The organism is Streptomyces sp. NPDC048604, from assembly GCF_043199435.1.
Classification (GTDB): domain Bacteria; phylum Actinomycetota; class Actinomycetes; order Streptomycetales; family Streptomycetaceae; genus Streptomyces.
Map to the genome: position 1 here is coordinate 1 of NZ_JBICVX010000011.1, position 14,268 is coordinate 14,268.

The window sequence follows — 14,268 nt, forward strand, 5'->3', positions numbered from 1 at the left end:
AGGTCCGTGCCGCGGCCCTCCCTGGCCGGGTAGTACAGCGCGTGCCGCCGCAGGCCGCCGGGGGGCACCGGCCGGGCCGAGGCCACGTGGTGCACGGCCGGGAGCGCGGCGCGGGTGAAGAAGACCCGCGCGGACTCGGGGTCGGTCAGGTCGCGGTCCTGCTCCAGGTACGGGTTGACGGCCTCCTCGACCGCCCGCACCTCGGGCTGGCGGGCCACGTGCCGCAGCGCGGCGAGCAGGTCGCCCTCCACCTCCACGGCCCGGACGACGCGGTTGCCGTGCATGAACAGCGAGGTGCGGCGCAGCCTGGTCTTCTCGTCGACCTGGGCCTCGGGCGACTCGTACGCGGCCAGGATCTCCGCGACCTTGGACTCTGAGCCGGGCTTGACGGTGAAGGTGAGCGCGTGACGCGCCACGCCGTCGCCGACGCGGGCGGACACCTGCGCGCCCGACGGCCGTTCCGTCGGACGCCGCCCGTCGTACCCGGTCTCCCGCAGGATGCTGTAGCGCATCGACCGGGTGTCACGCACGCAGGCGTGCATCGGCTTGACGGTCTCCACGTGCTCCTCGCTGTTCACCCAGGCGAGGAAGGGCGGAGCGCTCTCCCACTCACTGGTGATGAGCCACTGCGAGGGGTTCTCGATGGACTGGCAGAGCTGGTCGCTGATGTGGCCTGGCACGGAGGCGACCTGCCTGCGCATGAGCTCGTACGCCTCCAGGAACTGCTCCTGGGCTCCGTCGTACAGGTCGAGCAGCAGGATCACTCTGAGCCTGCTGCCGTCGAACGCCGACTGCGACACACGTCCCGAGTTGGTCATCCGGCGCGCACCTCTTCTCTTGGTCAAGGAGAGTCGGGGGGATCGGGGGAATGACGACCGCACCGGCCGGGCGGAGTCGAACCGTCCGTCGGGGAGCGGGCCGTCCGTCAGGGACCGGGCCGTCCGGGAGGCCGGGGTCGTCATAGCCGATCGTCGACATGAGGCGTGGTCGCGCGCGAGCCCCACGGGGCGGACGAGTGAACTGCGCGTCATCCGGGTGCCCCGGGCATGCGGGTTGCGCCCCGAGCGGGAAGGCATAGCGGTCCCACCCCCCACAGTGGCGTCCTCGGGGACGCCGGAGGCAAGCAATGAACCCACGCGATCGGGCCGGCGAGGCCGGTCACCGCACGCCCGTTCTCATCGCCGGCGGCTCGCTGGTGGGCCTGTCCACCGCGCTGTTCCTGGGCCGGCTGGGCGTGCCGTACATCCTCGTCGAGCGTCATGCGGGCACCTCGATCCACCCGCGCGGCCGGGGGAACAACGTGCGCACGATGGAACTGTTCCGGAAGGCCGGGATCCAGCAGCGCATCGAGGAGGCCGCGTCGGTCCTGGCGCAGAACAACGGCATCCTGCAGACGCCCGCCCTGGTGGGCGGCGCCCGGGGTGACGGTGACGGCGAGTGGCTGTTCAAGGAGATCGACCCGGGTGGCGGGCTGGCGCGCTTCAGCCCCGCCGCATGGTGTCTGTGCAGCCAGAACGATCTGGAGCCGGTCCTCCTGGAGACCGCCCGCAAGCTGGGCGGGGACCTGCGGTTCTCGTCCGAGCTGATGTCGTTCGAGCAGGACGCGGACGGCGTCACCGCGCAGGTCAAGAGCCGTGAGACGGGCGAGCACAGCACGATCCGGGCCGACTATCTCGTGGCGGCGGACGGTCCGCGCAGCCCGGTCCGCGAACATCTCCGCATCGGGCAGAGCGGCCCGGGCGACCTGTTCCACAACGTGAGCATCACCTTCGAGTCCCGCGGCCTCGCGGACGTCGTCGGCGACCGGCGCTTCATCGTCTGCTACCTGACGAACCCGGAGGCCGACGGGGCGCTGCTGCCGGTCGACAACCGGACGCGCTGGGTGTTCCACGCGCCCTGGCACCCGGAGCGCGGCGAGACGCTGGAGGAGTTCACGGACGAGCGGTGCCGGGAGCACATCCGCCGGGCGATCGGTGTGCCCGACCTCGACGTCGAGATCACGGGCCGGGCGCCCTGGCACGCCGCGGAGCGGGTCGCCGAGCGCTACGCGGACGGACGGGTCTTCCTCGTCGGCGACTCCGCGCACGAGATGCCGCCGACCGGGGCCTTCGGCTCCAACACCGGCATCCAGGACGCCCACAACCTGGCCTGGAAGCTCGCCGCCGTCCTCGGCGGCTGGGCCGGCCCGGGGCTGCTCGACTCGTACGACGCCGAGCGCCGGCCGGTCGCGGAGGCGACGAGCGGGCGGGCGTCGTCGCGGTCGGTCGAGCACAGCCACCCGGGGTTCGCGCCCGGGCCGGGCGGCCCCGCGGGACGCAAGGGCGGCATCCTCAACGTGGTGCTGGGCCACCGGTACCCGCACGGCGCGGTCGTCGGTGCGGACCGGACGGTTCCGGTGGTGCCGGAGGAGTTGCGGCTGTCGGGCGAGCCGGGGACGCGGGCGCCGCACGTGTGGCTGGACCGCGACGGTTCCCGGGTGTCGGCCCTGGACCTGTACGAGCGCTCCCTCGTGCTGCTGACCCCGGACTCGGCCGCCGGCCGGGCCTGGCACGCGGCGGCGCAGACGGCCGCGCAGCGGCTGTCGGTCCCCCTGGACGCGTACCTCGTCGGCTCCGGTCCGGAGGCGGACCTCTCCCCCGCCGGCGACCGGGACTGGGCGGAGGCGTACGGCGTGACGCAGGACGGCGCGGTGCTGGTGCGCCCGGACGGATTCGTCGCGTGGCGGTCGGAGGGCGCGGCGGCGGACGCCGAGGCGGCGCTGAGCGACGTGCTGAAGTCGGTGCTGAGCAGGGACTGACCGCGCGGCCCGCCCCGGGGCACGGGGTCACTTGCGCCAGAACAGGTGGTGCGTCACACCGCTGGGGCTGGGCACGACGTCCAGGTGGAACCGGTCGAGCAGTTCCTCGGGCGACTCCCACAGCCGCAGCCCCGAGCCGAGCTTCACCGGCGAGACGGCGATGTGCATCGTGTCGACGAGACCGGCGTCGAGGAACTCCCGGATCGTCGTCACCCCGCCCCCGAGCCGGACGTCCTTGCCGCCGGCCGCCCGGCGCGCCTCCTCCAGGACGGAGGCCGGGTCGGAGTCGACGAAGTGGAACGTGGTGTCGGAGAGCGTGAACGACGGCCGCGGGTGGTGGGTCATCACGAACACCGGCGTACGGAACGGCGGTTCGTCGCCCCACCAGCCGCGCCACTCGTAGTTCTCCCACGGGCCGCGCTGCGGCCCGAACTTGTTGCGCCCCATGATCTCGGCGCCGATGTTCCGCGCGTAGTCCCGCGTGAAGTAGTCGTCGAGGCCGCGGCTGCCCCCGGGATCCGTACGCATCGGCCAACTGGCGGTCGCGCCGGCCCAGGCGAACAGCCGCCCGGGGTCGACATGGCCGAACGGCCGCTCGAAGGTCTGGTCCTCGCCGGCGGCGATGCCGTCGCTCGAGACGCTGAAGTTCTGCACGCGCAGCAGTTGCACCACGGGTTGTCTCCTGTCCATGTCGTGGCCGACACGGAGGAGACTGTCCCGGCGAGCGGAACTCATCGCTCCTTCCGGGGCCATTCGGTCGTACGGGCCGCCCTCAGTGACGCAGGGCCGTCGCCACCGACGCGGTCACCGTGTCGGGCAGCTTGTGCGTGCTGCGGGCCGTCCCGTCCTTGGACTGTCCGGCGGCCACGTCGGAGATCGTCAGGACGACGGTGTCCACGAGTGCGCCACCGGAGTCCTTGAAGACGACCTGGATGGTGAAGGACTTGGCGGAGTCGTCCGTGTTGCGGGCGGTGACCTGCACCGTCGTCCGGCCGTCGGCGTCGGTGGCGGGGCTGCCGAGCGTCACCTCGTCCTTGGCCTCGACGCCGTCCTTGACCTCGGACAGTTGCTGCTTCGCCCGGTCGGCGGCCTTCGAGGCCGCGTCCGTGACGCCGGCGGCGGCCGACTCGGCCGCGGACGCGGCCTGGCTCACCACGCCCGAGACCGGATTGTCGCCGTCGGAGCAGCCGGTCAGGCCCGTCAGAACGATGCCCGCCAGGGCCCCCGCGGCGGCGGCCCGTGCCCAGCGTCCGGTCATGTCCTTACCCCTCACGTACCAGGTGATCGACCGCTCCAGTCAACGGCGACCGCGGCTGCTCCGCATCTCGGCCGCCGGTCAGGGGTGCCAGACGCCCGTCTGAGCGGTGGCGGTGGCGTACGAGGCGAAGGCGCGGGGTTCGCGGCCCAGGGCGCGCTGGACGCCGTCGGCGAGGGTGGCGAAACGGCGGGCCTCGATCCAGGAGAACAGCTCGTTGAGCAGGGCCGTGAAGTCGTCCGGCAGGCCCTCGCGTGCCGCGAGGGAGGCGAAGTCCTCCGGCGACACGGGACGGTACGCGAGGGCGCGGTCCGTCGCGCGGGCGAGCTCGGCGGCCACGTCGGCCAGGCCCAGCAGCTGCGGCCCGGACAGTTCGTACGCCTCGCCGGCGTGGCCGGACTCCGTCAGGGCGGCCACGGCGACGTCCGCGATGTCCTCGACGTCGACGAACGGCTCGACGCCGTCGCCGACCGGCCACTTGACCTCGCCCGCCAGGACCTGGCCCCGGAAGAACGCGTCCTCGCTGAAGTTCTGCGCGAACCAGGAGGGTTTCAGCAGAGTCCATTCCGCGCCGGATTCCTTCACCGCACGCTCGCAGGGCAGCTTCTCCTCCCCCTCGGGGACCACCCAGTCGCGGTGGGAGAGCAGCACCAGGCGCTGCACGCCGCTCGCCGCGGCGAGCTTGCCGAACGCGCTCATCGACGTTGCGGCGTCGCCGTCCATGGAGTCGACCAGGTACGCCGCGCCGACGCCCACAAGGGCGGGCTCCCAGGTGTTCTCGTCGGTCCAGTCGAAGCGGGTCGAGCCCTTGCGGGAGGCCACGCGGACCTCGTGGCCCCGCTGCTTCAGGCGGGCGGCCACGCGGCGTCCCGTCTTGCCCGTACCGCCGAGGATCAGAATCGGTTGCGTCTTCATGCACCCAGTCAACGTCCGGGTGGGTGAGCCCTGGAATGGCTCGGACGCTCAATCCGATGTCTCAGAGTCTAGACTCGCCGGATGGATCCGCTGGCCAGTCTGCTGCACGAAGTCCGAAGCAACGGCGCCCTGTTCGGCCGGAACTTCCTGGCCCCGCCGTGGTCGGTCCGCTTCGCCGACGGCACGCCGCTGACGATCGTCACCCTGTTGCGCGGGCAAGCATGGATCGTGCCCGAGGACGGCGACGGGCGGCCGGACGCCGAGCCCGTCGCGCTCCGGCCCGGTGACGTGGCCGTCGTGGCCGGCGCGGAGCCGTTCTCCATCGCCGACGACCCCGGCGCGCAGGCGCCGCCGCTCTACGTCGTGCACCCCGACCGGTGCACGACGGCCGACGGCGCGGACGTCAGCGACGACGTGTATCTCGGTCTGCGCACCTGCGGCAACTGCCCCGACGGGCCGACCGTGCTGCTCACCGGCAGCTACAAGGTCGACGGCCGGGTGTCCGAACGCCTGTTGAGCGCGCTGCCGCGCGTGCTCGTCGTCCGCCACGACGAGCCCGAACCGATCCTGCAGCTCACCGCCGCCGAGATCAGCCGCGACGACCCGGGGCAGCAGGCCGTACTGGACCGGCTTCTCGATCTGTTGCTGCTGTCCACGCTGCGGGAGTGGTTCACCCGCCCGGAGGCCGATCCGCCCGCGTGGTACCGGGCCCTCGGCGATCCCGTCGCGGGCCGGGCGCTGCGGCTGATCCACGACCGGCCGGCCCATCCGTGGACGGTGACCGGGCTCGCGGAGGAGAGCGGCGTGTCCAGGGCCACGCTCGCCCGCCGCTTCACCGGCCTCGTGGGCCGGCCGCCCATGGCCTATCTGACCGACTGGCGGCTGGCCCTCGCCGCCGACCTGCTGGCGCGCACCGACGCCACCGTCGACACGATCGCCCGACGGGTCGGGTACCAGAGCGCGTTCGGCCTCAGCGTCGCCTTCAAACGCGTCTACGGCACCCGCCCCAGCCACCACCGCGCGACGGCGACGGCGCAGGCGGCCCTGAGGTGAGCGGCATGACGAACGGGGGCGGCTTCGTGCAGCTGCGCCCCTGCGTGCGCGTCACCCCTCCTGTGTGACGATCTCCCTCAGCCGGGCCAGCTCGGCCTCGGTGACGTCGGGGGGCCGCAGGATCGCGTTCCAGCCGTCGACGTACTCGCCCTTGTACGTGTGCCCGTGCCCGGCGGGCACCCCCGTGGCGAACGGCAGGTCGGCGGTGACCTGCCAGAACGTCACGAACGGCACCCAGAACATGCTCTCCAGGACGTCCTCGCCCGGCCGCTGACCGATCCAGTCGGGCTCGCGGTACATCAGGTGCGGGCCCCACCAGACGATCGGGTCGGAGGCATGCATGAGGTACAGCACGCGCGTGTCGTCCCAGGGTGCCTCCGACGGCGGGATGTCCGTACTGGCGTCGTCGGCGAACCGGACGGTCCGGCCGTCCTTGTACACCGGCTGGACCTCCGGGCTTCCGGCGTCGCGGTCGTCGCTGAAGCGGCGGAAGAGGGTGTTGAAGTTGGGCGGACCGGCGAACAGGGTGCCCGACGTGCGGTTGCTCAGGTCGTACTCGCCGCTGAAGGCCGTCTCCCCGCCGAACGAGCCCAGGCTCTCGCCCGCGACGTACAGCTTCGGACGGTCGTCCGGCGGCAGGTTCGACCACTCGTCGTAGACCGCGTCGAACAGCTCGCGCCCGGCCTCGCGGGCCTTGGACTGGTCGACGAGGTACGACAGCCAGGAGGGCAGGTACGAGTACTGGAGCGCCACGGTCGCGCTGTCGCCGCCGGTGAGGTACTCGAAGGAGTCGACGGACGCCGGGTCGACCCAGCCGCTGCCGGTCGTCGTGACGACGAGGAGGTTCGTGCGGTCGAAGCCGCCGGCGCGCCGGAGGTCGGCCACCGCGCGTGCGGCGCGGGACTCGGTGTCCGGCGCCGTCTTGAGCCCCGCGTACGCACGGACGGGCTCCTTCGCCGGACGGGTGGTGAGGGCCGTGATGTCGGCGGCCGTGGGACCCGTGCCGGCGAAGCTCCGGCCCTCCCTGCCGAGCGAGTCCCACGGGACGAGCGAGCCCGGGCCGCCCGAACGCAGCGCGGTCGTGGGGCGGCTCACTCCTGGTTTCGTCTCGGTGTCGCGCAGCGAGAAGGCCTGGTTGGCGGCGGAGACCAGGCCATCGACGAGCAGGCCGCTGAGCAGCAGGAACGTTCCGACGGCTACGAGGATCCCGCCGACCGCCTTCGCCGCCTGCGGGCCGATGAAGCGGTGCAGCAGGCGGGCGACCCAGCGGTAGACGCGGCGGATGCCGCGGGCGGCCAGGATGACGGCGCAGAAGAGCACCAGGGCGATGAACGGCGTGGCGACGGCCTGGGGGACGCTGTACTCCGTGACGCCGAGGAGCTCCCGGATCCGGTGCTGCCAGTACTGGCCGAGCCCGAACGCGACGCCGACGAGGACGAACCCGGCGACGAAGTAGGCCGGCCAGGACCACCGCCGCGGCCGGCGTGGACCGCGGTCGGCGAAGGCCCGCCAGATCCATGCGCCGATGAGACCGAGGGCGTACCCGATCGCGGCGAGGATTCCGGTGATCACTCCCTGCAGGACGCCGCCGCGCGGGAGGAGGGAGGGGGTGAAGGACAGACAGGCCAGCAGCAGGGCTCCCCAGGCGCCGGGGAGGGTGGCGGCCCAGGGGCGGTGGGGGCGGGTGCGGCGGTGGGAATGGTGGGGTTCGGGCCGGCCCGGGTCGGGGGTGTGCGCGTCGCCGGTCGGCTGTTCGTCGTCCGGCGACGCTGGTGGCTCGTGACTCATGGCTCCTCCGACCGGGACACACCGCACTCCGCACCTCGCCCCGAATTGTCACCCTATGAACCAATCACCCACCACCGCACAGGTCGCCGTGGCGGGCGCTGAAGCGGGGGTAATGCCGGGGCGGGGTGATTCGACCAGGTACGGGGCGGGAAGGCGTGTGCGGATGCGCCGCCCGCCGGAGGAGGAGTCGTCCCATGTCGCTGCGCTCGGCCCAGTTCTCGCCGGCCCGCCTGTGGGAGCGGTGGCGGCGGGACCCGGCGGTGGTGCAGACGGTGCGTTCGACCGCCGCGGCGACGATCTCGTACGTCGTCGCGCTCGGCCTCAGCTCCGAGCCCGCCCCGCTGACCGCTCCGCTCACCGCGCTGCTCGTGGTCCAGGTGACCCTGTACTCGACGCTCACGACGAGCCTGCGGCGGGTGAACTCGGTCGTCGTCGGCGTGCTGATCGCGATCGCGTTCAGCGTCCTCGTCGGGCTGACGTGGTGGAGCCTCGCGCTGGTGATCCTGGCGTCGCTCGTGGTGGGGCGGTTCGTGCGGGTGGAGGAGTTCGTTCCCGAGGTGGCGATCAGCGCCATGCTGGTGCTCGGCGTCACGCAGGTCGCCGACACCGCGTGGGACCGGGTGCTGGAGACACTGATCGGCGCGGTGGTGGGGCTGCTGTTCAACGTGGTGCTCGTGCCGCCCGTCTGGGTGGACACGGCCGGGGAGTCGATCGTGGACCTGGCCCGGCAGATGCGCCGGCTGCTCCTCGACATCGGGGACGAGCTGACCACCCCGCCGGAGCCGACACCCGACGAAAGTCCCCTCCCCTCCTCCGAACCCTTCCAGCGTGCCGCCGCCCGGCTCCACGAGGCGCGACGGCTCGACAACGACGTGGCTGACGTCGACGCGGCGCTGCGGCAGGCGGAGGACAGCCTGCGCCTGAACCCCCGTGTGAAGGAGGGTCTGCTGCACCGCATCGTGCTCCGGACCGGGCTCGACACGCTCGAGATCTCGGCCGTCGTCCTGCGCGTCCTCGCCCGGACGCTGACGGACCTCGCCAAGCACCGGAGGGGCGCCGCCCTCTTCCGCCGCGACACGAGCACGGCGGTCGAGGAGACCCTGCGCGGCCTCGGGGACGCGCTGGTGAGCTTCGGTGTCCTCGTCACCACGGACGCGAGCGACGGCGCCGAGACGGCGGAGAGCCGCCTCGCGAGCGAGCTTGCGTCGACGCGGTCCGCCCGCGACCGCGCCGCCGCCCTGCTGCAGGAGGAGGCCCGCCACTCGCCCGAGCTGTGGCAGCTGTACGGGGCGCTGCTCGCCGACGTCGACCGCGTCCTCGACGAGCTGGACCCCGATCACCGCGGCCGGCGCCTGATGGAGGAGCTGGACCGCAACACCCGGGCCCGCGAGGAACGCCGCCGCCGTGTCACGTCCCTGGCGAGCCGGGCGGGGGCACGGTGACCGTCAGGCGCAGGCGCTGCCGACGAGGGCGTGCGCCTGACCGGGGTGCGCCTCCAGCCAGGCGCCGAGGTGTTCCCGCACCGCTTCCGCCACGCAGGCGCGCACCTCGGGGTTGGCGAGCCCGGTGCGGGTGCATCCCTCGAACTCGCAGCGGTCGAGCCTGACGGCCACGGCGGCGGTCAGCCCTCGGCCGATCCGGTCGGCGGCAGGGACGGCCAGGCCGTGCTCGCGCGCGTACGCGTCGACCGCCGCGGCGATTCCGTCCCGGAGTCCTGCCGCGTGGGTGCCGCCTTCCCACGTACGCCGGCTGTTGGCGAAGGAGGCGATGCGTTCGTCGCCGGAACCGGACCAGCGCAGCGCCACTTCCGCCGTCCCCGCCATCCGCGGGTCCTCCCACGCGAAACCGATGATGTCCGTACGAGCCTCGGGCCGAGCCTCACGTTGGGCGTCGAGGTGGGCGACGAAGTCGCGCAGGCCGCCGGCGAAGCGGAAGCGGTCCTCCTGGACTGACACGTCGGAAGACCGTGCGTCCGTCAGCGAGATGTCCAATTCCTCATGCAGGAAGGCGAGTTCACGGAAGCGCTCGGCCAGCGCGGTGGAGGAGCACTCCAGCGTCTCGAACACGTCGGCGTCGGGCCGGCAGGTGAGCGTGGTCCCGGTTCCGGCGGCCGGCCCGGTCTCGGTGAGCGGGCCGAGCGCGACGCCGCGCTCGTACTCCTGGACCCATCGCGCTCCGTCCCGCCGGACCTCGACGGTCATGCGGCGCGACAGCACGTTGGCCACGAACAGTCCCACGGTGAGCACGCCCACCGAAACGTCCTCGCGGCCGAGCACCTCCGGGTCGTGGTACCGGTAGGTCAGCAGGGCTTCGCCGGGCCCCTCGCCCGGCCCGTCGTCGGAGACGCGCACGCCGCCGTCGGGCAGCAGGACGACGTCGACGCGGCTCGCGCGACCGGCCAGGACGTCGGCGACGGCCGGGGTGACGAGTTCGAACACCAGGTGGTGCAGCCCGCGTTGACCGGTGGATCCGATGTACATCCCGGGCCGCTTCCGGATGGCTTCCCGGCCCTCCAGCAGCTCGATGCGCGCGGCGTCGTACGACACGGCTTTCTCACCCATGAGATCCCCCTCGTGAGGTGTTCCGGCAGGTTCCCCCACCCTAGGGATGCGGCCGGAAAACACCAGGTCAGCACCACTTTCCCGAAGGCGCGAGCGGGCGGGTGAGCGGCGGCCTCGTCCCGCCCGGAGCCGGGGGTGCAACGACCCCCGAAGTTCCTCCTGCACGCCCGTCTCCGTCGCGTACGGCCGTGTTCCGAGGGTCCCCGGGGCGCTGATTCGGAGGTTCCTGGCCCTCGGTGCGGTGACGCGTGAGAATGCCGGGATGACCGACACCTCAGTGACCCCGGCAGAGCAGGACTCCCCCGCCGTCCGCGTCGAGCGGGACGGGCCCGTGACGACCGTGGTGCTGTCGCGGCCCGCCGCCCGCAACGCCGTCGACGGTCCGACCGCGCGGCAACTGGCCGATGCGATCCGGGAGTTCGAGGCGGACGAGGCCGCCTCGGTCGCCGTGCTGTGGGGCGAGGGAGGCACGTTCTGCGCGGGCGCCGATCTGAAGGCCGTCGGCACCGACCGCGGCAACCGCGTCGAGCCGGACGGCGACGGCCCGATGGGGCCGACGCGGATGCGGCTGACGAAGCCGGTCGTCGCCGCGATCGCCGGTCACGCGGTGGCCGGCGGGCTCGAACTCGCGCTCTGGTGCGACCTGCGGGTGGTCGAGGAGGACGCCGTCCTCGGCGTGTACTGCCGACGCTGGGGCGTGCCCCTGATCGACGGCGGCACCGTCCGCCTGCCCCGGCTGATCGGCGAGAGCCGCGCCATGGACCTGATCCTCACCGGGCGTCCCGTCCCCGCCGACGAGGCCCACGCCATCGGGCTCGCGAACCGCGTCGTCCCGTCCGGCCGGGCGCGGCAGGCCGCGGAGGAACTCGCCCGGGAGATCGCCGCGTTCCCCCAGCTCTGCCTCCGCCACGACCGGCTCTCGCTCCTCGGCCAACACGGCCTGCCCGAACCCGAAGCCCTCGCCGCCGAACTCCGCCACGGCATGGTCCCCCTGTCGGCGGGCGAAACCCTCGCAGGAGCCGCCCGCTTCACCGGCGGAGCGGGCCGCCACGGGTCCTTCGACGACTAGGACTTGTCCGGCCGAACAAGTCCTAGGCTCTACCCGTGTCCGACTACCAAGATCCTTTCACTGTCTGCTACCCCGCCCTTCTGCCGTGGGCGCAGCCTTCCCGACAGGACGGTCTCGACCGTGCTGTGAGGACTGCCGTGGAACGCTCGCTCGTGGTGCTGTGGGGCGGCATAGAGCCGGAGAAGCCGGCGACCGACGCCGACGTTCATGCGATCGTTGCCGCCCGTGACGCCTACATCCAGGGCTGGTTCGACGCCGTGATCCGGCCCGCTGCCCACTATCCCCCGAGCAGCGGGGGATGGCCGTCCTCGTTGGGGTCGTGGCTGGACGCCTCCAGCAGCCGCGGCCGGGGCCGGGCCTTCCGTCACACCATCGCCGAGCACCTCGACTACTTCGCCAGATTCGAATTCGGGTCCACGCTGGACCTGGTGAGGTACGCCGAGTACGCCGCCCGGACGACGAAGGGAACCCCCCGGGATCGGGCTTCCCACGCCACCGCCGAGGCTCTGAGGTGGGCGTGGGCCCAGAACATCCACAGAACCGGCTGGGGCGACGCCGAGTGGTACGACTACATCGAGGTGAACGAGCTGATCGGCTGGACGACGGCAGCGCTGCAACTTCCCGGGGTGAGGCCGTCCAAGGTCGCCGACCGGGTGGAAAGGATCGCCGAGCAGAAGTGGGACGACTGGTCACAGTGGACGGCGGATGAACTGCCGGCACCGTTCCTCGCCCAGGCGGCACAAGCCGTGGCGGACTCTGTGACGTCAAGCACGGCTACGTCTTCCTGAGGGCCTGTCGGTGTTCGTCACTCTCCGGCGGCGCGCAAGTCACGGATGTACCGGTCGAAGTGCGTGCCGTCCTTGCACTGCGTCCCCCGGCGCGGGGTGAACCCTGCCCGCTCCGCGACTGCGGCGGACGACGGATTCTCCGGCTCCACCTGGATGACCGCCTCCGCCCCGCCCGCGTCCGCCGCGTACTTGGACGCCAGGAGGACCGCGCGGGTGGCCAGGCCGCGCCCCCGCCAGGACGGATACAGGCCGTAGGCGACGTTCACCTGGCCGGGCGCCAGACCTTCTCCCTCGAACCGCAGGTCGACCGTCCCGGCGAGCGTCCCCTCGGCTCCCACCCGGATGCCGAACGCGCGGAGCGGCCCCGCCGTGTCCCACTGTTCCCGGCAGTGCCGGAAGTAGGCCTCGACGCCTTCGCGCGTGCCGGGACCGCCGTTGAGCCAGCGCACGAGCTGTTCGTCCTCCCCCGCGAGATGCGGTTCCACGTCGTCCGGGCCGAGAGGGGTCAGAGTGATGATTCCGTCGGTCAGCTTCACTTCGGGCATTCGGTGATTCTTGACGCAGGAACCGTGTCGTGCCATCGGATTACCCCCGCGGTGGCGTCCGGAGGGGAAGTTTGGAAGGCTCGCGCGCATGGTTTCGGTATTGCAGAACGTGGCGATCGATTGTGCGGACCCCTATGAGCTGGCGCGGTTCTGGAGCGAGGTGACGGGCCGTCCGCTGGATCCGGAGGACAAGCCGGGCGCCCGGGAGACTCAGGTGCTGCTGGCGGAGGGGCCGGTGCTGTACTTCAACCAGGTGCCCGAGCCCAAGCAGATCAAGAACCGGATCCATCTGTGCCTGCGTCCGGAGACCTCGCGTGACGAGGAGGTGGAACGGCTGCTCGGCCTCGGCGCCGGCTTCGTCGCCGACCACCGCAATCCGGACGGTTCCGGCTGGGCCGTCCTCGCCGACCCCGAGGGCAACGAGTTCTGCGTCCTGCGCAGCGAGTCCGACCGAGCCGCGACGAGTTCCTGAGGCGTCGGGCTCACGCCCGTCTTCTCCACTCCCTGAACAGCAGTGCCGCCGCCGCGAGCGGCGCGGGACCCGAGGCGCGCGTCGCCAGGGACGCGCCGGCGCTGCGTACCGCGTCCAGGCGGAGCCTCTGCACGCCGACGAGGGCGCGTACGAAGGGCCGGTACTCGGGGTCCACCGCGGCTTCGAACGCGTCCGTGTCCGGCAACTCCGCCGCCGCCCGGGCCGCCTGCTCCGCGACGAGCCGGCCCAGGGCCGCGTCGGGCCGGGTGAGGTCCGCGCCGTGGCGGGCCACGGCGTCGGCGGGGATGCCCGGGCGGCCGTCGCGTACGTCCTCGGACAGGTCCTCCAGAAAGTCCAGGCGCTGCATGCCGGCGATGAGCCGGTGGCAGGCGTCCGCGTACGCCGCCCGGCGCGCCGGCTCCTCGGGGGAGATCAGACAGGCCGTGAGCATGAGGGCGGGCAGGGAGTACTCGCGTACGTACCACGCGAGTTCCTCGTCGTCCGCGAACGCCCGCCACTCCGCCTCGCGCTCGCAGCCCCGGAGGAACTCCTCGACGTGCCCGCGCAGGGCGGGGTGGCGCTCCGCGGTGTGGGCGAGGCAGCGAAGTACGGGAAGTTCCGTGTCGGCTCCGTCGAGCGCCTTGCGGACGAGACCGTCCCATTCTCCCTGCGCGGCCACCCGGTCGTGCCGGGAACCGCTGTCGACGCGGTTGTCCGTCTCGTGCATGAAGGCGACGGCGGCCACGACGTGCGGGAGCAGCGCCTTGGGCAGCAGCAGCCTCGTGGCCGCGTACTCGGCCGGCTTGAAGCGGCGCACCGCCCGGCGCTGCTCCGTGAAGTCCCGCCGCAGCCGTGCGTCGAAGGCCCCGGCCCGGTCCAGGGCCCGCTTCCACATGCCTGCTCTCCTGCTCTGTCGTCGGCCTGTCCTGTCGTCGGCCTGTGAGCCTACGGGCCCCGGCAGCGTGTGTTTGAGCCGGCGTGGTGTGAAACATGTTCTCTGTGTCCGCGCACCGATCCCGCTCCGA

General features: G+C 72.5%; 14 protein-coding genes. 6 read left to right on the forward strand and 8 right to left on the reverse strand.

The features are described from left to right. A partial coding sequence (locus ACGFMM_RS22325) for a SchA/CurD-like domain-containing protein (protein WP_393648150.1) occupies positions 1-818 on the reverse strand: 818 nt, incomplete at its 3' end. Between the two features lie 308 nt (positions 819-1,126). Here ACGFMM_RS22325 and ACGFMM_RS22330 point away from each other — a divergent pair. Next, positions 1,127-2,797, forward strand: coding sequence for an FAD-dependent oxidoreductase (locus ACGFMM_RS22330; protein ID WP_393648151.1), 1,671 nt, complete (start codon positions 1,127-1,129; stop codon positions 2,795-2,797). 27 nt (positions 2,798-2,824) lie between these two features. Here ACGFMM_RS22330 and ACGFMM_RS22335 read toward each other — a convergent pair whose 3' ends face one another. The 3 genes from ACGFMM_RS22335 to ACGFMM_RS22345 form a co-directional block, all read right to left on the reverse strand. Continuing rightward, positions 2,825-3,469: a dihydrofolate reductase family protein gene (locus ACGFMM_RS22335; protein ID WP_393648152.1), complete on the reverse strand. Its 645-nt coding sequence runs from the start codon at positions 3,467-3,469 to the stop codon at positions 2,825-2,827. Between the two features lie 100 nt (positions 3,470-3,569). Further along, entirely contained in the window at positions 3,570-4,055 is a 486-nt protein-coding gene (locus ACGFMM_RS22340) for an FxLYD domain-containing protein (protein WP_393648153.1), read from the reverse strand. A 78-nt stretch (positions 4,056-4,133) separates the two neighbouring features. Then, complete coding sequence (locus ACGFMM_RS22345) at positions 4,134-4,967, reverse strand: NAD(P)H-binding protein (RefSeq protein WP_393648154.1); 834 nt, start codon at positions 4,965-4,967, stop codon at positions 4,134-4,136. Positions 4,968-5,048: 81 nt separating this feature from the next. On the opposite strand from ACGFMM_RS22345, the gene ACGFMM_RS22350 reads away from it, so the two are divergent. Next, positions 5,049-6,020 carry an AraC family transcriptional regulator gene (locus ACGFMM_RS22350; RefSeq protein WP_393648155.1) on the forward strand — a complete coding sequence of 324 codons (972 nt, stop codon included), beginning with the start codon at positions 5,049-5,051 and terminating at the stop codon, positions 6,018-6,020. A 51-nt stretch (positions 6,021-6,071) separates the two neighbouring features. Here the strand turns inward: ACGFMM_RS22350 and ACGFMM_RS22355 are convergent, their stop codons facing one another. Next, entirely contained in the window at positions 6,072-7,808 is a 1,737-nt protein-coding gene (locus ACGFMM_RS22355) for an alpha/beta hydrolase (protein ID WP_393648156.1), read from the reverse strand. Positions 7,809-8,002: 194 nt separating this feature from the next. Between ACGFMM_RS22355 and ACGFMM_RS22360 the strand changes: the two genes are divergently transcribed. Continuing rightward, positions 8,003-9,250 (forward strand): aromatic acid exporter family protein, encoded by a 1,248-nt coding sequence (locus ACGFMM_RS22360; protein ID WP_393648157.1) that lies wholly within the window; start codon positions 8,003-8,005, stop codon positions 9,248-9,250. Between the two features lie 3 nt (positions 9,251-9,253). Here the strand turns inward: ACGFMM_RS22360 and ACGFMM_RS22365 are convergent, their stop codons facing one another. Continuing rightward, a complete protein-coding gene (locus ACGFMM_RS22365; RefSeq protein ID WP_393648158.1) occupies positions 9,254-10,369 on the reverse strand; it encodes a DNA gyrase subunit B in 1,116 nt (371 codons plus the stop codon). 262 nt (positions 10,370-10,631) lie between these two features. On the opposite strand from ACGFMM_RS22365, the gene ACGFMM_RS22370 reads away from it, so the two are divergent. Next, positions 10,632-11,438: a crotonase/enoyl-CoA hydratase family protein gene (locus ACGFMM_RS22370; RefSeq protein ID WP_393648159.1), complete on the forward strand. Its 807-nt coding sequence runs from the start codon at positions 10,632-10,634 to the stop codon at positions 11,436-11,438. Positions 11,439-11,473: 35 nt separating this feature from the next. Further along, positions 11,474-12,226, forward strand: a complete 753-nt coding sequence (locus tag ACGFMM_RS22375) for a hypothetical protein (protein ID WP_393648160.1) — start codon at positions 11,474-11,476, stop codon at positions 12,224-12,226. Between the two features lie 17 nt (positions 12,227-12,243). Here ACGFMM_RS22375 and ACGFMM_RS22380 read toward each other — a convergent pair whose 3' ends face one another. Beyond that, a complete protein-coding gene (locus ACGFMM_RS22380; RefSeq protein WP_393648161.1) occupies positions 12,244-12,771 on the reverse strand; it encodes a GNAT family N-acetyltransferase in 528 nt (175 codons plus the stop codon). Between the two features lie 88 nt (positions 12,772-12,859). On the opposite strand from ACGFMM_RS22380, the gene ACGFMM_RS22385 reads away from it, so the two are divergent. Beyond that, on the forward strand, positions 12,860-13,243 hold the full coding sequence (locus ACGFMM_RS22385; protein ID WP_393648162.1) for a VOC family protein: 384 nt from the start codon (positions 12,860-12,862) through the stop codon (positions 13,241-13,243). A gap of 10 nt (positions 13,244-13,253) precedes the next feature. Here ACGFMM_RS22385 and ACGFMM_RS22390 read toward each other — a convergent pair whose 3' ends face one another. Then, complete coding sequence (locus tag ACGFMM_RS22390; protein WP_393648163.1) at positions 13,254-14,138, reverse strand: squalene/phytoene synthase family protein; 885 nt, start codon at positions 14,136-14,138, stop codon at positions 13,254-13,256. Between the last annotated feature and the right edge of the window lie 130 nt (positions 14,139-14,268).